The following is a 21,403-nucleotide window of genomic DNA, read 5'->3' as shown; positions in this document are numbered from 1 at the left end:
CATGAAGACATGGCTGTGCGCATCCGCGGCCCTGCTGGTCGTGGTGGGCTGCGCGAGGGACTCGAAACCGGCTGCGATGCAGCCGGCCGATCTCCTGCTCATCAACGGTGCGATCTACACGGTCGATCCGCAGCATCCCTGGGCGGAAGCCATCGCCGTGGATGATGGCAGGATCGTCTTCGTGGGCGACAGCAAAACGGCGCGCCAGTACGCCGGCGAGCACACCGAGGTGGTGGACCTCGGCGGTGGTTTCGTCATGCCGGGCATCGTCGACATGCACGTGCATCCCATCATGGGTGGTCTCAAGTCGCTCTACGAATGCAGCTTCCCGTTCTCCGCAGGCCCGGACGAAATCAAGGCCACGTTGCGCGGCTGTGTGGCCAAGGCGTCGCCGGGTCAATGGATTCGAGGCGGGCAGTGGGGCAGCAGCTTCTTCGAGCAATACGCGATTCCATCACCGCGTAGATTCCTTGACGAAATTTCGGGCGACCATCCCGTTTACCTGTACGACGATTCGGGTCACAACGCCTGGGTCAACAGCAAAGCGCTCTCGGCCGCAGGGCTTGACCAACCCAAACCGGACCCCGAAGGCGGCAAGATCGTTCGCGAGCGGGACGGCGCGGCCAACGGCGTGTTGCTGGAAACCGCGGCGCGGGTATACGACAAAGTCGTACCGCCCTGGAGCGATGAGCAGGTACTCGCGGCGGCCAAGGAATCCAGCCGCCTGGCCAACGCCTATGGAATCACGGCCATCAAGGATGCGGGCGCACCTTTCGACACTTCGGCGGCGGCTTTCAGTTCGCTCGACAAGGCAGGTGAACTGACCCTCAACGTCGCGGTATGCGCGCGCACGCCCTATGGATCGCGTACGGAGCCGCTCGACTATGCGGATATCGAGAAGCAACGGCAATCGTATCGCACCAAGCACGTGCACACGGACTTCGTCAAGATTTTCCTTGATGGCGTGCCGACACCGGCAAGAACGGCCGCCATGTTGGCGCCGTATCTGCCGGACGAAGCCCATGGCGACAAGTTCACAGGCGAGCTGCATGTCGACCCTGCCTTGCTCGCCCGCGATGTCACGGAGCTCGACAAGCGCGGTTTTACCATCAAGATGCACGCTGCGGGTGACCGCTCGATTCGCGTCGGGCTCGATGCCGTCGCGGCGGCGCGCAAGGCGAACGGCCCGAGCGGCCTGCATCATGAGCTCGCCCACGCAGGGTATATCGACGATACAGACATCGCGCGCTTTGCCGAACTGGACGTCGTCGCCGACTATTCACCGATCATCTGGTATCCCTCGCCGATCATCGATGCGGTGATCTCCGCGGTAGGGGAGCGCGGCCAGCATTACTGGCCGACACGAAGCCTCCTTGCTGCCGGCGCATCCGTGGCTGCAGGTTCCGATTGGCCTGCCGCCGTGCCGGATGAGAATCCATGGGTCGGCATCGAGGCGCTGGTCACGCGGCGCGATCCGCGCGGCAGTTCCGAGCGTACGCTGTGGCCCGAGCAGGCGGTATCGCTCGAGGACGCGATTCGCATCTATACCCTGAACGGTGCCCGCGCTTTGCGACTGGAGACTGAAACCGGCAGCATCGCCGTCGGCAAGTCGGCCGATATCATCGTTCTCGACCAGAATCTCTTCAAGGTACCGATTGAGCAGGTCGGTGACACGAAGCCGCTACGTACCTATTTCGAAGGCCGGCTGGTATTTGACGCAACCGGCATGTAAGCAGCGGCGCTACACCTCGTGAGTGTTGCGCTCGTCACCGTGCTGGCCTTGGTTGCGGCGCTTGCCCTGTCGGTCGTCTCGCGCACCAACATCGGGATCATCGCGCTTGCTGCGGCCTGGCTGATTGGCGTGTACGTGGCGCAGGATGCGCCCAAGGCAGTCATCGCCGGATTCCCGCTGGGACTTTTCATTACGCTGACGGGAACGAGCTTGCTGTTTGCGGTAGTCGCGCTGACCGGTGTGCTCGCGCGACTGGCGGCGGCTGCGGTTGCCGCGCTCGGCAATTCCGTGCGAGCACTGCCGCTTGTATTCTTCGCCATTGCCATGCTGGTGTCTGCATCCGGCGCCGGCGCGATCGCAAGCGTCGCACTCATCGTGCCGCTCGCCGCGACGATGGCCCGACAACATGGATTGCCGCCCATGCTCACTGCGCTGATGGTCGCGAATGGCGCCAATGCGGGCAATCTCTCCCCGGTGAGTGTCGTCGGCATCATTGCCAATTCACGCATGGCCGAGGCGGGCATCGTCGGGCACGAAACCCTCGTCATGATGACCAACCTGCTCGTACACGTGCTGGTGGCGGCGGCCGCCTATGCCTGGTTCATGCTCCGCAGCGCCTCGCCCGTCGCGACGGGCGCGGCCGGTCAAGCGCTGCCGCGAACCGGGGCCTGGTCGAGCCGCGAGATCGCGACATTACTCGTGCTGATGGCGTGGATAGCCGGCGTTCTGATCGCGGGCTTCGACCTCGGTCTGTCAGCATTCGCCGCAGCGGCAATTCTGATCCTGGCACGATGCGCTGATGAGGCTGCGACCATCAGGCACGTACCATGGGGCGTGATCCTGATGGTCTGCGGTGTCGCGACGCTTGTCGCGCTCGCCGAAGCGAATGGCGGCACGGAGTTGTTTGCGAAATTGATAGCGGCTGTTGCAACGCCCGGATCCATCAACGCAATCATCGCCTTCGTCACGGGCGTCATCTCCTCCTACAGCAGCACCTCGGGTGTCGTGCTGCCGACTTTTCTGCCTGTCGTCCCGGAGCTGGTTCGCCAGCTGGGTGGCGGTGATCCGCTTGCGATTGCGCTCAGTATCAATGTCGGTGCATCGCTGGTCGACGTATCGCCGCTGTCCACGCTCGGAGCATTGTGTATCGCAAGCCTCACCGACGGCGATGCGGGGCGGGCGCTTTTCCATCGTCTGCTGATCTGGGGATTCGCGATGACGCTGGTGAGTGCGCTTTTTTGTCTCTGGGTCGTACCTTGGCTTGCCGGGAGCTTCGCGACATGAATTTGAGCCGACGTGATTTGTTGTTGGCGACAGGTTTGTTGCCGGTGCAATCGGCATTTGCAGCAAGGGCTGGCACATCGAGGACGGCTGTCACCGGTACCGGGAACGACATCGTTTCTCTCGACGCACTCGGTTTGTCGCGTGCCATCCGCGCCCGAGACATATCCTGCGTCGAGGTCATGACTGCCTACTTGCGGCAGATCGAGGCGTTCAATCCACAGTTCAACGCCATCGTGAACCTTCGGTCGCAGGATGAATTGCTCGCCGAGGCCGCAATCCGCGATCGCGAGCTGGCCGCCGGAGTATGGCGCGGCTGGATGCATGGCTTTCCGCATGCGGTCAAGGACCTTGCCAATGTTCGCGGCCTGGCCACAACCTTCGGTTCGCCGCTCTTTGTCGACAACATCGCGGCCGCCGATTCGATTCTCGTTGAGCGCATCCGATCGAGCGGCGCAATCTTCATCGGCAAGACCAATGTGCCGGAGTTCGGCATGGGTTCGCAGTCGTACAATCCCGTGTTCGGTGCCACACGCTGCGCTTACGATCCGACCCGCACCGCCGGAGGCAGCAGCGGCGGTGCGGCGGCGGCGCTGGCGCTACGCATGGTGCCGGTTGCGGATGGCAGCGACATGATGGGCTCGCTCCGCAACCCGGCGGCGTATAACAACGTCATCGGACTGCGGCCGACTTTCGGTCGCGTACCCGCGGATGCGGCCAATTTCCAGCAGCAGCTGGGCTGCTCCGGTCCGATGGCGCGCACGATTCCGGAGCTTGCATCGCTCCTGGCGACCATCGCCGGATTCGATGCGCGGGACCCGGGGTCGCTCGGGGAAGACCCGGCGCCCTTCGCCGGTTCCCTCACGAGCGAACCGCGCGGCTTGCGGATTGGCTGGCTTGGCGACTACGACGGATACCTCGCCATGGAAGCGGGGGTCCTGGAGCAGTGCGACAAAGCGCTGCAGGTGTTCGCCAATCTGGACTGCGTCGTCGAGCCGTTGTCGATTGGTTTCGACATGGCGGATCTGTGGCAGTGCTGGCTCAAGCTGCGGCATTGGACCATGGGCTCGCGCGTGCTGGCGCTTTACCAGGACCCGCAGAAGCGGCTACTCCTGAAACCCGAAGCCGTATGGGAAGTGGAGGGGTCGCTCTCGCTTACAGCCGCGACGATCGCGCAAGCCATGGCGACGCGCAGCCGTTGGTATCAGCATCTGCACAAGTTGTTTCAGCGCTACGATTTTCTGGTGTTGCCGAGTGCGCAGGTGTTTCCTTTCGCGGTCACACAGCACTGGCCGCAGGAAATCGCCGGCCGGCGCATGGACACTTATCATCGTTGGATGGAGGTCGTCATCGGCGGCACCCTGGCCGGATGCCCGGTGCTCAATCTCCCGGCTGGTTTCAACACTGCAGGTCTGCCGATGGGTATACAGGTCATGGCCGCGGGCCGTCGTGAGCTTGCGCTTTTGCGACAGGGTGCGGCTTATGAGGCGGCGGCGCAGCATCTCATTGGGCACGCACCACCCGCACTTGGCGCGAAGGGCAGCTGATGCAGTATTCCGCATTGACGCGATACGCAACCGGTGGCGAGTCCGAGCGAAGGTGATGCCTGCGCGCGGCGAATCGAAGGAGGGGATGCTGATGCGAATAACGACGTTGCTGCTTCTGGCGGGTCTGCTCCCGTTCACATTGCAGGCGCACGCGGGTGACGGCCGCCCGACGGCCGCGGAGCTTGTCTTTGTCAACGGCAACATTCACACCATGGACCCTGACCGTCCCGCGGCTCAGGGCATGGCGGTTGCCCATGGACGCCTGATCGCGGTCGGCAGCAATCGGGAAATGCGCCGCTTCCGCGGCGCGAAGACCCGGCAGATCGACCTGCAGGGGCGAACCGTGTTGCCGGGGCTTTTCGATGCGCATGTCCATGCCGCACGCGGTGCAATGGAAGCCCGGTATTTCTGCAATTTCTCCGCGCAGGCGACGCCGTCCGAGATCGCCGCTGCCGTCAAGCGTTGCGTCGCACGAACGATATCCGGCCGCTGGGTGATCGGCGGCCGCTGGGGAAGCAGTTTCTTCAGTGAGCACCAGATCGACTCACCGCGCGAATGGCTAGATGAACTGAGTGCGACCGTGCCCATCGTGCTGCGCGATGACTCCGGCCACAATGCCTGGGCGAACAGCGCGGCCCTCGCGGCCGCGCAGATCGAAGCGAATACACCCGATCCCGAAGGCGGAAGCTTTGCACGCGCGGCGGACGGCCAACTGACCGGACTCGTGTTCGAGCTTGGCGCGGAAAAGCTCCTGGCCGCCGTGCCGCTGCCCAGTGATGACGAATGGCGCGAGAGCATCGGCATCGCGCAGCGCACGGCATTGTCTTTGGGTCTCGTCGGCCTCAAGGAAGCGGATACGGCGGAGAACGAAGTCGCTGCCTATCACCGCGCCGATGCACGAGGAGAACTGCAGACCTATGTCATGACCTGTATCAACGCGTTCGAAGACCAGGCCAGCTTCCAGACAGCGGTCGATATTGCGCGCCTCGAACGCATACGCGATGAGAACCGCTCGGCGCAGCTCGATACCGGCTGCGTCAAGTTCTACCTCGACGGTGTGCCGACACCCGCGCGCACGGCTGCCATGCTGGCGCCCTATCGCCCGGACAAGGCGGGGCACGTCACGGCGGGTTCCGTGCATGTCGAGGCGGCGAAGCTCGCCCGGGCCATCACGGATCTCGATCGACGCGGTTTCGTCGTCAAGATGCATGCCGCGGGCGACGGATCGGTGCGTGCCGGACTTGATGCCATCGCCGCTGCGCGGCGCGCCAACGGGCCGGGCGGCGCCCGTCACGAGCTGGGACACGCCGGATTCGTCGATCCTGCCGATATCGGGCGTTTTCGCGAACTGAATGCGGTGGCGGAATTCTCGCCGGTCATCTGGTATCCGTCGCCAATCATCGATGCGGTGATCGATGCCGTTGGTGAGCGCGGCAGGCATTATTGGCCGATGCGGGACCTGCTCGCGAGCGGCGCGCCTGTTGCAGCGGGGTCGGATTGGCCGTCGGTGGTTCCATCCATGGATCCCTGGAGTGGCATCGAAGCGATGGTCACGCGCGCCGATCCCAGTGGCGCGCGTTCTGGCCAACTATGGCCCGAGCAGGCAATTACGCCGGCGCAGGCGCTGCACATCTATACCATCGACGGCGCGCGCGCCTTGCGCCGCGATGCCGATTCCGGCTCGATCGCCACGGGCAAATCAGCCGATTTCATCGTCGTCGACCAGGATCCGCTCGCTGTGGCACCGTCCGCGATCGGTGACACCCGTGTCATGGAAACCTGGCTACAAGGTAGACTCGCCTATGCACGCGAGAACGGCGACTGACGAGCCTCAATCCGCGTCCGCGGCAATCGCGGCAGTGGTGGTCAGCGTCGTCGCAGTTGCGGGGTTCCTGCTGCTGCCCATGCTTGTGGCCGCCGCGACCAGTTCGCTCAGGCTCACCGCAGGCCAGATCGGCGTGATGTCGGCATCGTTGATGCTCGGTTCGACGCTGGCGTCGGCGCTCGCGGTGTTCTGGGTGCGACGCTTCGAGTGGAGAATCGCATCGCTCGTACTGCTTGCTGGCCTCAGCGCGAGCTGCGCCCTTGCTGCGGTGAGTCATCAATTCACTGGATTCCTCCTGGCCCTGGCCGCGGCCGGCCTGTTTGGCGGGTCGGCGTATTCGCTGGCGCTGACTATGCTGTCCGATCGCCGCGATCCGGCTCGATGGTTTGGTATTTCCGTTGCCGCGCAGGTTGGCTTTCAGGTGGTCGGACTGTGGCTTGGACCCGCCGTGATCGCAGCGGCGGGTAGCCCGGGACTGATGGGCCTGTTCGCTGCGCTCGCCCTCGCTGCGATCGCGACCGTGCGCTACTTGCCGCGCCGGTCGGAGACCAGCGCCGAGGTGCTCTCGGCAACGTCGTCATCGCTCCTGGCTCGCGGCGCTGTCCTGCTAGGTTGTCTGTTGTTCTTTTTCAATGTCGGTTGCTACTGGACCTATGTCGAGGTGATCGGTACGAGTTGGGGCATTGCGCCGCAGACCCTGGGTACCGTGCTTGCGATCGGTGTATCCGCGGGCATCCTCGGCGCAGCCTGCGCGGCGAAATTCGGCGAACGACATGGTCTGCGCGCACCGTTGCTGATCGGTGCGATACTGACGGTCGTCGCGGCGCTTGCGCTGCGCCAACCGACTGGCGTTTGGCTATTCTGCGCCGGTGTCGCTTGCTACAACTTTGCCTGGAATTATTCCTTGAGCTACCAATACACTGCCGTCAATCGCATCGATCCCGGCGGCCGCAGCGTTGCTTTTGCGCCCGCTTTCCATGGCGCCGGAGGCGCGATCGGCGCTGCGGTTGCGGCGGCCGGCGTCGACGCGCTGGGATTGCAGGCGGTGCCGTGGTTGACCAGCGTCGCGGCCATCCTCAGCCTGGGGCTCTTTGCAGTCGCGCTGCGGGCACGTACCGGTAGTCCTGTCGAATGAGACCACGCGCGCGAGGCCTCGGAATTCCATTCGATGGCTTGCCCGGACCCGGCAACGCGATTACCGACGTGCCCGGTATTGCCGTCGGTATGACAACCCTGATCCGCAGGGCCGCTGCCGCGCAACCACAGCAGATTCAAACGGGCGTCACCGCCATTTTGCCACGCGGTTTTTCCAAACCGGTCACGCCGGTCTGGGCCGGGCAGTTCACGCTGAATGGCAATGGCGAGATGACGGGGACTCACTGGTTGAACGATGCCGGGTATTTTTCCGGCCCCGTCATTCTCACCAACACACACGCGGTCGGCATTGCGCATCATGCCGCGGCGTCCTGGATGATCGAGCACTACGCCGAATACTTCCAGAACCACCATGCCTGGGCCATGCCCGTCGTTGCCGAGACCTACGATGGCATATTGAATGACATCTGCGGACAGCATGTAACGGCTGAACACGTACTGGCGGCGATTCGAACTGCAACGACCGATGCACCCGCGGAGGGCAATGTCGGTGGCGGTACAGGCATGCAGACCTATGAATTCAAGGGCGGTACAGGCACGAGCTCGCGTCGAGTCGACCTGGCTGGCAACCAATACATGGTTGGCGCTCTGGTCCAGTCCAATTTCGGCGTGCGGCATGAACTGGCCATCGCCGGCGTGCCGGTCGGGCAGCATCTTGCAGACAATGCGCTGCTGACAGAACTCGGCGGCACCGAGCACGGCTCGATCATCGTGATCATTGCAACCGATGCACCGTTGTCACCGGTTCAACTGCAGCGTCTCGCGCGCCGCGGCGCGCTCGGCATCGGCCGCACCGGAACGAGCGGCGGGCACTTTTCCGGCGACCTGATGCTGGCCTTCTCGACCGCGAATCCGGTCTACCAGGGCGCCATCGGCGAGGCGCAGCCCTTGCTCTGGTCGGTTGGCTTTCTGAATGATGCGCACTGCGACTCGTTCCATGCGGCTGCCGTCCAGGCCGTCGAAGAAGCCGTGGTCAACGCCCTGGTGGCCGCCGAATCGGTGCCGACATTCAAGCCGCCTGGCCATGTCCTCAGCGCCATCGATCACGAAGCATTGCGCGACGTGTTGCGCCGCTTCGGGCGGCTACGTTAGGCAAGCCGAGCGTTGCCTGGCGGCCGATCTACGGCAATGGCTTGCTGCGTGCACCGCGTCCGGTCGGCACCCGGAAACTGGACGGTTGCCAGTCATAGTCCGGATTTTCCGGCGGTACGTCCGCGGCGTAAGCTTTCCAGGTCTCGAGTCGGTCGCGTTGTGGCTCCCAGCCCGCGGGGATCTCGAGCATCTCCGGTGCGTGTTTTTCGACATATGCCAGCACTTTGGGTTGGACGTCACCAAAGCCATTCAGGCCCTTGTGGCTGAACATGCGGCCAAACAATGCGCCGTTCGCAAATTTCGTTCCGCCCATTTCCATGAAAGGCCAGAACTGCGAAATACGCGAGAAGCCCGCAATCGATCGTACGGTGGGTAGATCGCGATCCTCGAGCGCCTGCCGGGAAACCGCGAACGTAAAGTGCTCGGATGGCGACACTCGCGGTCCCGTCGATGAGCGCGGCCAACCCTCGACGGTCACCGGGTTGGAATATTCATGCGTGTAGTCCCAGCTGAGCAGTGCGTCGTCGCCGAAAAACTGGAAAGGCAACAGGAAGGGGAAGTTGCCTTGCGCGTCGGGAAATGCCGTGCCTTCGTTCATGAGCGTCGGTGAATCGCTGTCGCCGCCAACGAAGAAGCGTGGAATCTCCTTGCCGATCCTGCCAATGAGTGCGCCATTGTAGAAGTGATAGACCTCGACCGTCCGCTCTGTAAATGGGTTGTACCAGTGTTCCAGTACGTCGCCGGTTCGCAGGTCGGTAAAGTACGCGGTCTCCCTGGACTTCAGCCAAAGATCGCCGTTGCCATCCTGGCGCGCCAGCAACACGCCCGTACCCGCGAAGCCAAAAACCGGAATCATGCGTTGGTCGCCAAAGCGCGCGTACATCAACCCATGGAAGCAGCCAATCACAGGCTCATCGTAGCCAGCCCAGATCTTGCCGAACGCATACAGGTTGTCCGCCGGATCGGTGTAATCGATGGAGCGGCGCACGGTTTTGGCCTGCGCCATCGGCGCCGCGGCACTTGCGCCGAGCGCAATGGCTCCTTTCAGCAGTGCACGACGATCGATCATGAGATCGGAAACGAGTTGGCTATTCATTGTTGCCCGGGTTTGTTGTGCGTTGTTTGACGCGCTTGCCGTCGCTGATCTGTCCCGCCGGAAACATGATAACGACATCGCCGGCGGCCAGGCCACTTGTGACCGCGCGATAGTCCGCGTCGGCGATGCCCGTCTCGACGTGCGTCAGCTCCGCCCGGCCATCAAGAACGCGGTAGACCGCCCATTGTTCGCCATCCCGGAACAGCGCGCCGAGCGGTACGCGCAACGCATCGGGTGCTTCCGCCACCGTGACCCGGGCGTCGACCCGAAAGTCATGACCGAAGCGGCGCGCGGCTTCCGTATCGTCGAACTGCAGGATGACATTGGTGCGCTGCTCCTCGACACCCAGCGCGGAAATCTTCAAGTGCGCCACCGGCTCGATGCGGTCAACGCGTGCGGGTAGTCCCGGACCGCCCCAGTTCTCGATCTGCGCCCGCTGGCCAGGCCGCATGCGCACGGCGTCCTGCGACAGGAATTCGGCGACCACCTCGATGTGCGTGGGATCGCCCAACTGCAGAATGGGCGTGCCGACGGGCACGACGGCCTCGCTTTTCTGCGCCACGGTGAGCACATCGCCGTTGATCGGTGCACGCACCAGAACATTGCTGCCGTCGGCGCGACCAGGCGGTTGCAGGGCACTGCGCGCGCGTTGCAATTCTGCCCTGGCCGCATCGCGCGCGGCTCGCGCTGCATCCAGTTGCGCCTGGCTGTTGTCCACTGCGGCCGCGGAGACCAGGTTCTGGGCGGCCAGCTCGCGCGTGCGCTGGTGTTCGCGACCCGCCAGTTCGAGCTGCGTTTCGGCTGCGCGCAGTTGTGCTTCGCTGGCATTGACCGCGGCACGGGCTTGCTGATCGGACCGCGTGTCCAGAAAGCCAGCGGCAGCCTGTGTCATGCGCGCCAGGATGTCACCTGCCTTGACGCGATCGCCTGGCTCCACGTCGACGCGCAGCAGCTGTCCGGAGACGGGCGCCGAAATTACGTAGATGTCGTGCATGCGCGTGCGTCCCTCGTCCACGATATCCTCGTGCACGTTGCCACGATCCAGCACGGCCGTGTCCACCTCGGCCGGCCGTGGCATCAGGCCCCAGCCGAGCACGAGTGCAACCACCAAGGCAGCGCCGATCCAGGCACCGCGAATGCGCCGCGAACGTTTGTTGTACTCATCCAATGCCATTATTCCCTCGCCTTGAGTACGGCCACGAGATCGAGCCGATCGATTCCCTGTCGCACCACCAACGTCGCCACGGCAACCGCCAATGAGACGATCAACGCCGACACGGCATAGGCCGCTGCACTGGTGACGAACGGAAAATTGAACAGCTCTGTTTCAAACTGCGCCATGAGCCAACGTGCGAGCACTGCACCCATCACGGCGCCGACCGGCAGGGCGAGCAGCAGCAACCCCCCGAGTTCCGCCAGCAGGACATAGGAGGCCTCGCGGCGACTGAATCCCAGCACGCGCATGGTGGCGAGGTCACGTTCCTGTTCTGCAAACGTGACGCGCGCAGCCGAGAAGGCGACGCCAGCGGCCATCAGCGACGAGAACAGCACGAACATTCCGGCAAAGAAGCCGCTCCCTTCGTTGAGAAGCTTGCGCATGGACGCCGAGGCATTGTCGGTGAAGCTCACGGATACGATACGTGGCAGTTCCTTGGTACGGGCAGCGAAGGCCTCGCGCTGCCGGCGGTCGAGCAGCAGATAGGCCGCCGTGACGCGTCCCGGCTCACGGAGCAATCGTCCGAGTGCGTCGAGCTCGATATAGGCCGGCGCGCTGAGATAGGGCCGGACGATGGCCGTTACCGCGAGATCCAGGGCGACGCGATGTCCATCCGTCGCCTGCATGTGCACGTGATCGCCGAGTTTTACTCCGAGTTTGTTGGCGAGGTTTTCCGATAGCGTCAAGCCGTCATTGCGTGGCGCGACGGCGCGCAGGTTCTCATCGAGAACGCGATTGAGCGACGCATCGGCTGGTACGCCGATGACCGTATTGCGCTGTCTGTGGCTGCCCGCTTCGAAGATCATCTCGGCGCCGCGCAGGGGCTCCACCTTCAGGACTCCGGGCAGGCGGCCGAGATCCGCAAGTATGCGCTCATCGGACGCTTCCGAGAAAGTCACCATCACATCCATGCGCTGCGCGAGGCCGAAGGTGACGTTGACGATGTGATTCATCGACAGCGGAAAGTGGCGCGACGTCACCAGCAGCGCCATGGCGAGCGCAATGCCGCCGAGCGTCGTGAGCGAGCGGCGCGGATAACGCAGGATGCGTCGCGCAACCATGCGCGTCTTGCCATCGAGGTTCGCGGTCGCGGCTTCAGCCGAAAGTCCGAGCCGACCGAAGTGCGCGGGTGCGGGCGGCGCCAGTGCGGCCGCCGGCGGCAGACGGGTCGAGCGCCAAACGGCCTGGGCGGAGCCGATCAGGGCCGCGAGCAGCGCGACCAGCATGGCGGCAAGATACACACCGGGTCCGGCGTCGAATGCGAGACCGGGAATGCGGTACACCTTGGCGTAGATATCGGCCACTACGCCGCCGACCCAATAGCCGCCGATGATGCCCAGCACATATCCAATCAGGGCGAAGCCGAGTCCGAACTTGGCATAGTGTCCGGCGATCACCGCATTGCGATAGCCGAAGGATTTCATCAGGCCGATGTTGGCTCTTTCGGTCGCGACCAGCCGCGACAGAGACACATTGAGCAGGAACGCGGCGACTGCCAGAAAGAACGGCGGCAGCACCGATGCCATGGTACGGAGCGAGGACAGTTCGTCCGCCAGGAATTGCGCCGAGAGCATGCGGTCACGGCCGTATGCGCCGCGTCCACCGTCGCGCGCCAGCACGCGGTCGACGTTCGCGGCCACGGCCCGCAGGTTGGCGCCCGGGTCGGTACGCAGCACCAGATCGTTGAAGGCGCCGTCCAGATCGAAGGCGCGACCCAGGGCCTCGCGGCCCATCCAGACGACGCCGAAACGCTCCGGTTCGGGAAGCAGCGCGCCCGGTGCCACCGCAAACACGAATTCCGGGCTGCTTGCAATGCCGACAATGGTCACTTCGCGGCGCTTGCCGTAAATGAGCGCACCCAGGGAATCGCCGGGTGCAAGGCCGTTGGCTTCCGCAAAGGCCTCGTTGACGAGCACCTCGCCGCCACGCGCAGGGCTTGGCAAGCGCCCCTGCCGCAGCACGATGTCATTGACCCGCGGTGCGCGATCCGGTGGCAGCGATACGAGGCGGGCGGATACCGGCTCGGCGCGACCCGGCAGATCGAGCAGGCCCACGCCGGAGACCCGCGCCTCGATCGCCCGTACGCCCGGGAGATTCGCGACTTCGCGTTCAAGCCCCTGCGGTGCGCGCACAACGCTCGCGGCAAGATCGGCCATCCGGCCGCTGTCGTAGTAGTCATCGCGGGCGCGTGCCAGGGATCCGTACATGCCGGTGGCCATGACAAAGAGCGCCACGCCACAGGCGAGCACCGCGCCGACCGCCGCCGCTTGCAGCTTCATGCGCGACAAATCGCGCAGCAGCTTGCGATCGAGGACATGCAGCCATGTCATCACCAACGCAGATCTCCCGGTGACTGCCGCGTCGCATTGGATTCGATGGACCGGATGTTGCCATCCGCGAAGCGCACGATGCGATCGCCGATCCTGGCGATGTCCGCATTGTGGGTGATGAGTAGGGTGGTCGTACCGAGCGACTCATTGGCCTTGACGAGTGCGGCGAGCACACGGATACCCGTGTGCACGTCGAGTGCGCCGGTGGGTTCGTCGCAGAGCAGCACGGTGGGGCGCTTGGCGATAGCGCGGGCGATGGCGACACGCTGCTGTTCGCCACCCGAGAGCTGCGCCGGAAAGTGACTGGCGCGCTCGGTGAGATCCACCAGCGCGAGCGCTTCGTCCGTGGGCATGGGGTCGTCGGCCACCTCGGTGACGAGATCGACGTTCTCGCGCGCTGTCAGGCTCGGAATCAGGTTGTAGAACTGAAATACGAAGCCGACATTGCGCCGCCGAAATTCGGTAATGGCCTGCTCGGTCGCCGCACCGAGATCGAGTTCGCGAAAATAGGCTGTGCCAGCCGTCGGGCGATCGAGCCCGCCGAGGATATTGAGGAGCGTTGATTTGCCCGACCCGGAGGGTCCAAGCAGGACGATGAGTTCGCCGGCTTGCACCGTCAGATCGACGCCCCGCAGTGCCAGCACTGACGCTGGCCCCGTGCCGTAGCGCTTCTGCAGGCCTTCAAGCCTGAAGATTGCAAGTGGGTCGGTGTCGGGAGGGTTCACAGGATCATGATGCGCGATGGGTCAGCGCGGGGCAAATCAAGTCCGATACAGTGGCGTTCCCGGCGTCTGCGTGTTTCATTCGCCAGCGACTCTACGGCAGTTCGTATATCTCACGAGAATCCCGCGCGGACTGGAATGAGTCCTAAACGTACCTCCTCGTGTCATCTTGTAGTGTATAGAGGTGCTGCGATACGCTCATGGCAACAACAACAAGCGGTGTAGCATGGCACGACAGAAACGCTCGCGAACGAGGCGATCGAATCAATTCCGGTTCACGCACCAACAGGGCTATAACGTTACGGTAAAGCCGGCCGAGTTCGTCTACTTCAAGTCCTTGCGTCTTATAGATCAGTCAACCCTCAGCCGGGGTCGGCACAAGATTGAAGTCGGCTATCTAAAAGCGCCGTGTTGCAAACGTCTGGTGACGGCGGTTGTTGCACGGGGCGTCATTACTCGTCTCGAGGTCGAGCCGTGTTCCGATACGCAGCCCGTGCCGCCGGAGTTTCGAAGACCTGTCGATCGCGCACTTGAAAAGCTGCGTTCGCGAAGCAAAGTGCCGCAGAAAATCACATTCGCCGCCTTCGCTGCACAGAAGATTGATGCCGGGGCGCTGTTTCCCTGCGGGTGGATCATCATCACACCCAATGTGCCCGGCACTCAGCAGGGCATCGTAGTCTTCTGCTGCATCAAATTCATCGACTTTGGTCCGATCAAGTTTCCGGTACTCAATTGTGGCGCGCTGCCGTACCCGCCCATATCCAAGTAGGTGGCTGCGCGCAGTGCATGACGGTGAAAGTTGCCGTGACCGGCACGGGAAGGTGCCTGTTCAAGCAAATCGAATAGTACTGTGAATAGATACAGCGCAAGCCCATTTTCGTATAGAACCCGGGTAGTTACACACCCGCACAGTCTGGATATTTCAGCATGGTGGTAATGTTATGCGCCGTGGACCGCACATCTACAACGCGTTAGGCGTCACGACCCACATGACCGCGAAACCTTTTCCACCGGCACGCGCTGTCACAGATCCAAACGCACAGACAGCAAATCCTGAGCTCCCGCCGTGGCTCGCTCCGCCGAAGGGGTCTCCTGTTTACCATGGCTTTCCGTTGCTGGGAGGCTCCGCGAAGGATGGCTTCGTATTCGGTGTAATCACAAGCCCAGACTCTGACTCAGGTGAGGCTATCCCCTGGGGCGATGCGTATGTGGTTGCACCCGACGGTTCACGCGCCGGCATTGTGTGGCACGCTGACGGCGACCCTGAGCCAGTTGTACTTCCACCGTCTGAAGGAAGGTGGGGTGTTTACGCATTCCGTTTTGTCCATCCCGTTCGAAACGCCAAGGATCTGGTGCGCAATCTTCACGAAGTACTGCCTCAACTTCGGGCGTATTTCGAGCAAGCGCGAGTCAGTCATCCGAACTCAACCAACAGTGGCTCTTGTCGTGACGCCTAACAAATCGCTGCAGCGGGCGGGTGGCCAGTGGTACTTGGCATGCAAGTCGTTGGCTGTCATCGATAAAGTGCCAATGATTAGCCTCGGCGAGCCACCCGCCGCTGAGCTCAGTCGTTAGAGCGCACGCGGCCGTGGCGCTTTTCCGCCGACTCTATCTTTCTCCCAGAGGACGGGTGGGGAGGTTTTCCTATTGCGTATACCTCGCTATTCCGTGCGTCGTTCTCGGCTTTGTACTAGGACTGATCAGCCTTCGCGACCTTCGAACCGGCGCGGTCTTTCTCATCGTCGTGGGAGCGCTTACGATCTGGCCAGGTGTCGCGATGACGATTAAGCGCCTGCACGACCTAGAGCTGTCTGGCTGGTGGCTATTACCGTGTTACCTTTCGCCCATTAGTTTGTTTCTGTTTCAGCTGCCATATGCACGAGTGCTGGCTTCGCTGATCAATCTTGTTATCTTTGTCTTGTTCGTGTCTTTGCCGGGCACGGATGGCCCAAACAGGTACGGAGTGAAGCCATGAAGTTGCGCTCTAACAGCGCGCTGCATCGGACCGGCTTGGCGTTATCGCGGGCGCGCGTCCATGCGCGCCCGACAGGATGCGCCGGCCGCGCGCTGTCAGCGCGGGGGCCGGCCGCTGAGCGCGAGCGTTAGGTGTCTGTGCGTAGGCTGTCTCAAGCATTTGTGGTTGCCCTTTTGCTCGTGGCTGTCGCGTCAGCTCGTCCAGTTGAGACGCCTAACGATTCGGCGACCATCCGTGAAGTGCGAAAAGATCTAATGTCTTGGAAAGGAAAACTGGTCGCCTTTCGCGTTCAAGTCCAAGAAGTCCATTTCGAAGCTAGAGGACAACCCATCTTGAAGGTAGCGGTGGGCGGCGCGGGAGAGCAAGAATCCTTCTGGATTGCCTCGCTGGTGACAGACCAGTTTTTGCCAGGTGACGACGTTTTCGTGCTTGGGCTCATGACGAGGACATCATTGGCTCCAGAAGCGACAAACGTCGCGAAGCTAAATAGGGATCCGTTCCTGGTCTTGGGTTTCTGTTTCATGAACATGACCCAGAGTTGGGGCGCGGGGGAGAAGAACTACTGGAAGCTCTGTGACGAATGGTTCATGCGCCGTATGCCCGGAACACCGTCTGACACCTAACACGTCGCTGGAGCGCTCGCGTGAGGGATAAAGTGCCACGTACAAACACCTGTGCGCGCGGCGCTCAGCGAAGCCGTTATGCCTCTGCAATCGGTCTCGGAACTCTGAAGAGTCTGTAGTTCAGATTGGCTCCGGTTGACGCCGCATCAACCGAGCCGTTTCGCCTTCGATCGTCCCTTCGTTTCCGCGGCGCCCATTTCCACAGCCAGCTATTCGCCCGCGCTCGCCGCCGCTACCCCGCGGCAGTAAGTTCCGGCATCGGACTGGTTATGTCGCCCTTCGTTGAACGTCACTCAAGGTCGGCGTAGATTGTTGTGGACTTCAGTCCCATCGGCATCGGAGGCGTGATGCGGCAGAGGCATAACAAATCGTTGCAGCGGACCGTCCCTGGTCCGCTGAAGGCGCGCGTCCTGCGCGCCGGAACGATTGTCGCAGTCCGCGCGCCGATACCACTGCGCGCGGCCGCTGAACTCGGGCGTTATGGCGCAATGGTGGGCGCGGCTGCGCTAGCAGTCACGGGCTTGCTCTGGAGCGATCATGCTGGCGCTGCGGAGATCTCTGCGCGACAGATGCAACAGAACGCCTACGAACTGACCCTCACCAATGACAGAGTTCTTGATGAGAGAGTGGCGCGAGGCTACCTGGCGCAGGCCGCGGCATCCGTCTGTCGAGGCCTTTCGCCGGTGCTGGGAAAGTACAAGTTTGAATCGAAAGAGGCGCTAGGAACAGGGCTTCTTGCGCGAGAGCCGCCATCGTACAAATTCGTCCAGGAAGTCTCTTGTGCGACGCCGTCTCAGTCGTCCCCTGCTAAGAGAACGCCCACCGTCACCTCACCGGCGGAAATGCAGCGTGTTCGGGAAGAGGTCAAGAATCTATCGGAGGCATACTTCCGACTTCTGGCAAATGGAGACTTTGAGGAAGCATACGCGCAAGTACGCCAAGCGGTCCTTGGTACCGACAAGGCGACATGGACTCGAGAGAAGCAAGCGTTTCGGTCGCTTGCTGGAGATCCCTTGTCCATATCAATCGTCAAGGTTACTGTCTATGACAATCCTGCGGAGGCGCCAGAACCGGGACTGTATGTGGCAGCTGATTTCCAGAACTCATACAAGAGCGTTCCGTATGAGTGTGGCTACCTGATGTGGTACCGCGGAGATAGCGGCCCTTACACAATAACGAGAACGGAGACGGGACACGTTACAGCGGAAACGCTCAAGACCATACCTACGGGACAGCGATCGGAGCTGCTCGGCAAGCTTCGGTGTGTTGCGCCATAACATCTCGTTGCAGCGGCGGGGATCGATAAAGTGCACGCGTCCGACCGACATCTAGATCTGCAGGCCTGCGGTATTGCGCCGGGACGCTTGCGTGCCGCCGCTGAACTCGGGCGTTAGACGGCAATGACACGTGTCGCGGAGTGACGCCCTTTGAGTGCCACACTTAAACGCATTCGTGCACTCGTCGCCGCAGGCAAGGTGCTCATTTCCAATCATGGCTATGATGAACTCGCCGCTGACGACATCTTTGTTGCAGACGTCCTGGCTGGCCTCGCGGCAGCTCAGGTAGTGGAGGACTATCCCGACGCTACACGCGGTCCCAGTGTGCTGGTGCTCGAATCTGACGCGGTAGGTGACTTATTTCACGCCGTTTGGGGCATTCCCCAAGGAAAATCTGAACCCGCGGTACTTGTTACCGCCTATCGGCCTGATCCACAATTGTGGGTGGAAGGCTTCCTTGCAAGGCGCAAATGACAAAGACCCATAGCAAGAAACTTGTGCACGAGGGCAGCTTCGCCGCTGAGGTGGAAGTTGAGCTGCTGCACGATGAGGGTTCTTGGTCTCCATACCTCTCAGTAGACGAAGCGCTCAAGGTAGATAAAGTGCGGGCGGCGCTTCGTGCAGGTGACGTCAAGAGCGCATCCAAACTGGCGCGTGTCTTTTCGCTGACGCCGATTGCCGTCTAACTACGTGTTGCAGGGGGCGCTGCGATGCGCATGTGAATGCTCGGCGCGCGCGACAGACGAGTTTGCGCGCGCCTCGCGTAGGTGGCTTCATCGGGGCGCCCCTGAACACGGGCGTTATGTGTCATTCGCGCCAGATTCGATGGTGTGGCACTATTTGGCGGTCTAGGAGAATGCGCCTATGTCGACGCTAAAAGAGGAACTGACGCGCCTCATTCAAGATCAGCCGGAGGATAGCTCCAGCGAGGATATTGTGCGGGCGCTTGCGTTTCACGTAATGGTCAAACGCGGCCTCGCGGATTCTGACGCAAAGCGGGTGATCTCGAATGAAGAGATGGGGCGTCGCATCCGCTCGTGGCAACAATAAGGTGGACTGCTGAAGCTGAGCGCTGGTTAGCGGAAATCTACGAATATATTGCGGCCGATAATCCTCGCGCCGCAGCCGAGACAGTCGAGGGGATTTATCAGCTAGCTCAAACGCTGGTGGAGCATCCCGAGAGAGGCAGCCGATATAGCGTGTCTCCGCGCAACATTCGAATCTTGCTGTACAGCCACTACCGGGTTGTGTATCTCGTCAAGGATGACCGAGATGTCGACATCCTTGGTGTCTTTCATGGTGCCCTGGATATCACCAGATACCAGCTTTAGGGAATGACACATAACAAATCGCTGGAGCGGACCGTGAGATATAAAGTGCCAAGACTACAGTGTTCTCGCGCGGCCGTTCAGCTCGGACGTTAGGCAACGCCGCATGGTTCCGGTCATCTACAAGATTGATCAGATCGGAGACGGGTGGCTTGCCATCATGGGTAGGCCACGCGCTGGGGAATGGGCTCAAGACGAGTTCTCGGGCCTGGCTCAGCTTGGCGTCACGGATGTCGTTTCATTGCTCGAGCCGGCAGAAGCACGAGACCTCGACCTGCAAGACGAAGCGAAGTTGTGTAGCGCCGCCTCCATCAAGTTCTACTCCTTTCCAATTCCAGATCGAGGCGTGCCTCCATCAGTCGCTGAGCTCTCAACTTTCGCGTGGGGCTTGCACGTCCAAGTCACTCAGGGTCGCAGCTTTGTCATTCATTGCCGCGCTGGCATCGGGCGATCCAGCCTTGTAGCGGCCGCTGTGCTCCTGCGCGCTGGCTACACACCAGAGCAAGCATTCAGCAAGATCTCCGGGTCCCGCGGCATGCCCGTTCCAGACACTCCACAACAAGCCAAGTGGCTCACTGATCATCATTCGGTCCTCGCGCCCCGCGACCCTTCAAAAGGAAAGTCTCGGCATGGCTAAACCAGCGTCGCCTAACAAATCGCTGCTGCGGGCGGGTGGCCGGTGGTACTTGGTATGCAAGTCGCTGGCCGTCATCGATAAAGTGCCCACGATCAGCCTCGGCGAGCCACCCGCCGCAGAGCTCAGACGTTAGGCGACGACTTTGACCACTTGCCACATCCGACGATGAGGTACCGTAGCTGTGACTTACGAACTTCGCTCAATATCTCCAGCACGTTTCTCAAGAGTCCTCGCGTGGTGTACTGGCGCGTTCTTTCTAGTTATCTCGCTCTTCATTGTTCCAATGTTTTGGCTCGCGCCGTTTCCAGACGACGCTCCAGGTGCGCCGCCCAAAATTCTGTTCCTACTGTTTCCTATTCTCTATCCTCTTATTGGCGTATTGTGGGCTTGGGTCTTTGGCCAAATTGCGGCTCGCGTGTACAACCTTGTGGCTCGGAAATTTGGTGGCCTGATTTTCGACGCGGCTTCGCTTGATGCGGCACAGCAATGATCTTCTCGTCGCCTAACAACGCGCTGGCGCGGCCGCGCCGCTGAGCGCGGACGTTCGGTGCCACTAACATGAACGTACGCGTCATGGTAGCCATCGCTTGTCTTTGCCTGTCGGCGTGCGCCTCCGCGCCGCAACCTGAGGTCAATGCCCGCTATTCTGTTGTGTTCGGTATAGTCTCAAAGCCCGATCAGAAGCCACTGGTAGTCGACCGCATCACAGACATGATTCCGCTCAACTCAGACGGATCGATGCCTCGTATTGCCGCGCGCGTTGAAGCCCCAGACGCGGCGCCATTCCTGCTTTCCTACGTCGTCTATCGTCGCGATACTGCTTCCGGTAAATATGTGCAGACTGAAACTAGCCCTACCTGGCGAATCAAGTCGAATCCTCCGCCTGCTACGGCATTCATTAGGCCCGATTTCCTCGACGGGGTGTTTTTGGGGAAGTACCGGTTTGAAATCTTTGTCAACGAGCGCCTTGATTCAACGTTGCACTTTTCGGTGGTGCCAAGTGGCACCTGACAACCCGCTGCAGCCGACGGCCCAGCGCACGCTTCGGGCGCCGGGCTGCCCTCGCTTGCTTTGCTCGCTCGGCGCGGCTGAGCGGTGGCGTTAGGCAACCGTGGACCGCGCGGTACCCAGGTTTGTCGTTGCGGTAGCCGTCGGAACCATCGTTGCGTGGCTTCTTGGCTTTGCTTACGACCGCCTGTTTATTGTGCATCTAGATGCGGCGTGGCGCCCGCCAGCATGGACGGCAAACTTTGATGAGTTCGGAAATCTGCTCCCAGCCATCCTCGCCGGAATTGCCGTAGGTGCAATTCGGCCGCCGCTGCCACTTCTAGCCGGAGCGACTTCGGCGTTAATTCCATTTGCAGTATCAATCCTTTCAGATATTGCCGATAACAGCTGGCTCTTTTCTTCCAGATTTGGGCTGTCGCTAGTTCTTCGCGATGCTTTACTACTAGGCATTGCCGCCGTCGCTGGTACAACAATAAGGCGGTTGCCTAACAAGTCGCTGGAGCGGGCGAATGAATCATAAAGCATACACTTCGCGGCGCCTGCGGCGCGCCGCTCAGCG

17 protein-coding genes are annotated in these 21,403 nt (G+C 61.8%); 13 read left to right on the top strand and 4 right to left on the bottom strand.

Annotated elements, in window-relative coordinates:
- The first annotated feature begins 1 nt into the window (after position 1).
- The 6 genes from R3E77_16840 (at position 2) to R3E77_16815 (ending at position 8,632) form a co-directional block, all read left to right on the top strand.
- A complete protein-coding gene (locus R3E77_16840; protein ID MEZ5501086.1) occupies positions 2 to 1,732 on the top strand; it encodes an amidohydrolase in 1,731 nt (576 codons plus the stop codon).
- Positions 1,733 to 1,750: 18 nt separating this feature from the next.
- On the top strand, positions 1,751 to 3,016 hold the full coding sequence (locus tag R3E77_16835; GenBank protein ID MEZ5501085.1) for an SLC13 family permease: 1,266 nt from the start codon (positions 1,751 to 1,753) through the stop codon (positions 3,014 to 3,016).
- Complete coding sequence (locus tag R3E77_16830; protein ID MEZ5501084.1) at positions 3,013 to 4,560, top strand: amidase; 1,548 nt, start codon at positions 3,013 to 3,015, stop codon at positions 4,558 to 4,560. Before R3E77_16835 ends, R3E77_16830 begins: the two co-directional genes overlap by 4 nt.
- A 91-nt stretch (positions 4,561 to 4,651) precedes the next feature.
- Positions 4,652 to 6,385, top strand: coding sequence for an amidohydrolase (locus R3E77_16825; GenBank protein MEZ5501083.1), 1,734 nt, complete (start codon positions 4,652 to 4,654; stop codon positions 6,383 to 6,385).
- Positions 6,363 to 7,520 (top strand): hypothetical protein, encoded by a 1,158-nt coding sequence (locus tag R3E77_16820; GenBank protein MEZ5501082.1) that lies wholly within the window; start codon positions 6,363 to 6,365, stop codon positions 7,518 to 7,520. Before R3E77_16825 ends, R3E77_16820 begins: the two co-directional genes overlap by 23 nt.
- The gene (locus R3E77_16815) at positions 7,517 to 8,632 is read left to right on the top strand and encodes a P1 family peptidase (GenBank protein MEZ5501081.1); all 1,116 of its coding nucleotides are present in this window, start codon (positions 7,517 to 7,519) and stop codon (positions 8,630 to 8,632) included. The genes R3E77_16820 and R3E77_16815 overlap by 4 nt, the downstream gene beginning before the upstream one ends.
- A 28-nt stretch (positions 8,633 to 8,660) precedes the next feature.
- Here the strand turns inward: R3E77_16815 and R3E77_16810 are convergent, their stop codons facing one another.
- The 4 genes from R3E77_16810 to R3E77_16795 are packed head-to-tail and all read right to left on the bottom strand — an operon-like array spanning position 8,661 to position 13,999.
- A complete protein-coding gene (locus R3E77_16810) occupies positions 8,661 to 9,728 on the bottom strand; it encodes a DUF1838 family protein (protein MEZ5501080.1) in 1,068 nt (355 codons plus the stop codon).
- Complete coding sequence (locus tag R3E77_16805) at positions 9,721 to 10,902, bottom strand: efflux RND transporter periplasmic adaptor subunit (protein MEZ5501079.1); 1,182 nt, start codon at positions 10,900 to 10,902, stop codon at positions 9,721 to 9,723. Before R3E77_16805 ends, R3E77_16810 begins: the two co-directional genes overlap by 8 nt.
- Entirely contained in the window at positions 10,902 to 13,274 is a 2,373-nt protein-coding gene (locus tag R3E77_16800; protein MEZ5501078.1) for an FtsX-like permease family protein, read from the bottom strand. Before R3E77_16800 ends, R3E77_16805 begins: the two co-directional genes overlap by 1 nt.
- Entirely contained in the window at positions 13,274 to 13,999 is a 726-nt protein-coding gene (locus tag R3E77_16795) for an ABC transporter ATP-binding protein (GenBank protein MEZ5501077.1), read from the bottom strand. Before R3E77_16795 ends, R3E77_16800 begins: the two co-directional genes overlap by 1 nt.
- Positions 14,000 to 14,333: 334 nt before the next feature.
- Between R3E77_16795 and R3E77_16790 the strand changes: the two genes are divergently transcribed.
- The 7 genes from R3E77_16790 to R3E77_16760 all read left to right on the top strand — a co-directional run bounded on the left by R3E77_16790 (position 14,334) and on the right by R3E77_16760 (position 21,364).
- Positions 14,334 to 14,765, top strand: coding sequence for a hypothetical protein (locus tag R3E77_16790; GenBank protein ID MEZ5501076.1), 432 nt, complete (start codon positions 14,334 to 14,336; stop codon positions 14,763 to 14,765).
- A gap of 1,538 nt (positions 14,766 to 16,303) precedes the next feature.
- A complete protein-coding gene (locus R3E77_16785) occupies positions 16,304 to 16,594 on the top strand; it encodes a hypothetical protein (protein MEZ5501075.1) in 291 nt (96 codons plus the stop codon).
- A 1,427-nt stretch (positions 16,595 to 18,021) separates the two neighbouring features.
- Positions 18,022 to 18,345 carry a DUF4258 domain-containing protein gene (locus tag R3E77_16780; protein ID MEZ5501074.1) on the top strand — a complete coding sequence of 108 codons (324 nt, stop codon included), beginning with the start codon at positions 18,022 to 18,024 and terminating at the stop codon, positions 18,343 to 18,345.
- The gene (locus R3E77_16775; protein ID MEZ5501073.1) at positions 18,342 to 18,557 is read left to right on the top strand and encodes a hypothetical protein; all 216 of its coding nucleotides are present in this window, start codon (positions 18,342 to 18,344) and stop codon (positions 18,555 to 18,557) included. Before R3E77_16780 ends, R3E77_16775 begins: the two co-directional genes overlap by 4 nt.
- 178 nt (positions 18,558 to 18,735) lie before the next feature.
- Positions 18,736 to 18,921, top strand: coding sequence for a hypothetical protein (locus R3E77_16770; GenBank protein MEZ5501072.1), 186 nt, complete (start codon positions 18,736 to 18,738; stop codon positions 18,919 to 18,921).
- A 1,473-nt stretch (positions 18,922 to 20,394) separates the two neighbouring features.
- Positions 20,395 to 20,847: a hypothetical protein gene (locus tag R3E77_16765; GenBank protein MEZ5501071.1), complete on the top strand. Its 453-nt coding sequence runs from the start codon at positions 20,395 to 20,397 to the stop codon at positions 20,845 to 20,847.
- A gap of 100 nt (positions 20,848 to 20,947) precedes the next feature.
- Complete coding sequence (locus R3E77_16760) at positions 20,948 to 21,364, top strand: hypothetical protein (protein MEZ5501070.1); 417 nt, start codon at positions 20,948 to 20,950, stop codon at positions 21,362 to 21,364.
- Positions 21,365 to 21,403 lie beyond the last annotated feature (39 nt).

The sequence above is a fragment of the Steroidobacteraceae bacterium genome, assembly GCA_041395505.1.
In the GTDB taxonomy this organism is placed as follows: domain Bacteria; phylum Pseudomonadota; class Gammaproteobacteria; order Steroidobacterales; family Steroidobacteraceae; genus JAWLAG01.
Note: the sequence above shows the minus strand (reverse complement) of the source record. Positions and strands in the feature narration are given on the sequence as shown.

What these genes read in the sequence shown, in the direction of transcription:
- R3E77_16825 (MEZ5501083.1), top strand. Translation starts at nt 4,652, where the DNA reads ATGCGAATAACGACGTTGCTGCTTCTGGCGGGTCTGCTCCCGTTCACA.
- R3E77_16810 (MEZ5501080.1), bottom strand. Translation starts at nt 9,728, where the DNA reads ATGAATAGCCAACTCGTTTCCGATCTCATGATCGATCGTCGTGCACTG.
- R3E77_16840 (MEZ5501086.1), top strand. Translation starts at nt 2, where the DNA reads ATGAAGACATGGCTGTGCGCATCCGCGGCCCTGCTGGTCGTGGTGGGC.
- R3E77_16830 (MEZ5501084.1), top strand. Translation starts at nt 3,013, where the DNA reads ATGAATTTGAGCCGACGTGATTTGTTGTTGGCGACAGGTTTGTTGCCG.
- R3E77_16805 (MEZ5501079.1), bottom strand. Translation starts at nt 10,902, where the DNA reads ATGGCATTGGATGAGTACAACAAACGTTCGCGGCGCATTCGCGGTGCC.
- R3E77_16765 (MEZ5501071.1), top strand. Translation starts at nt 20,395, where the DNA reads ATGAACGTACGCGTCATGGTAGCCATCGCTTGTCTTTGCCTGTCGGCG.
- R3E77_16775 (MEZ5501073.1), top strand. Translation starts at nt 18,342, where the DNA reads ATGACAAAGACCCATAGCAAGAAACTTGTGCACGAGGGCAGCTTCGCC.
- R3E77_16800 (MEZ5501078.1), bottom strand. Translation starts at nt 13,274, where the DNA reads ATGACATGGCTGCATGTCCTCGATCGCAAGCTGCTGCGCGATTTGTCG.
- R3E77_16820 (MEZ5501082.1), top strand. Translation starts at nt 6,363, where the DNA reads ATGCACGCGAGAACGGCGACTGACGAGCCTCAATCCGCGTCCGCGGCA.
- R3E77_16815 (MEZ5501081.1), top strand. Translation starts at nt 7,517, where the DNA reads ATGAGACCACGCGCGCGAGGCCTCGGAATTCCATTCGATGGCTTGCCC.
- R3E77_16770 (MEZ5501072.1), top strand. Translation starts at nt 18,736, where the DNA reads ATGTCGACGCTAAAAGAGGAACTGACGCGCCTCATTCAAGATCAGCCG.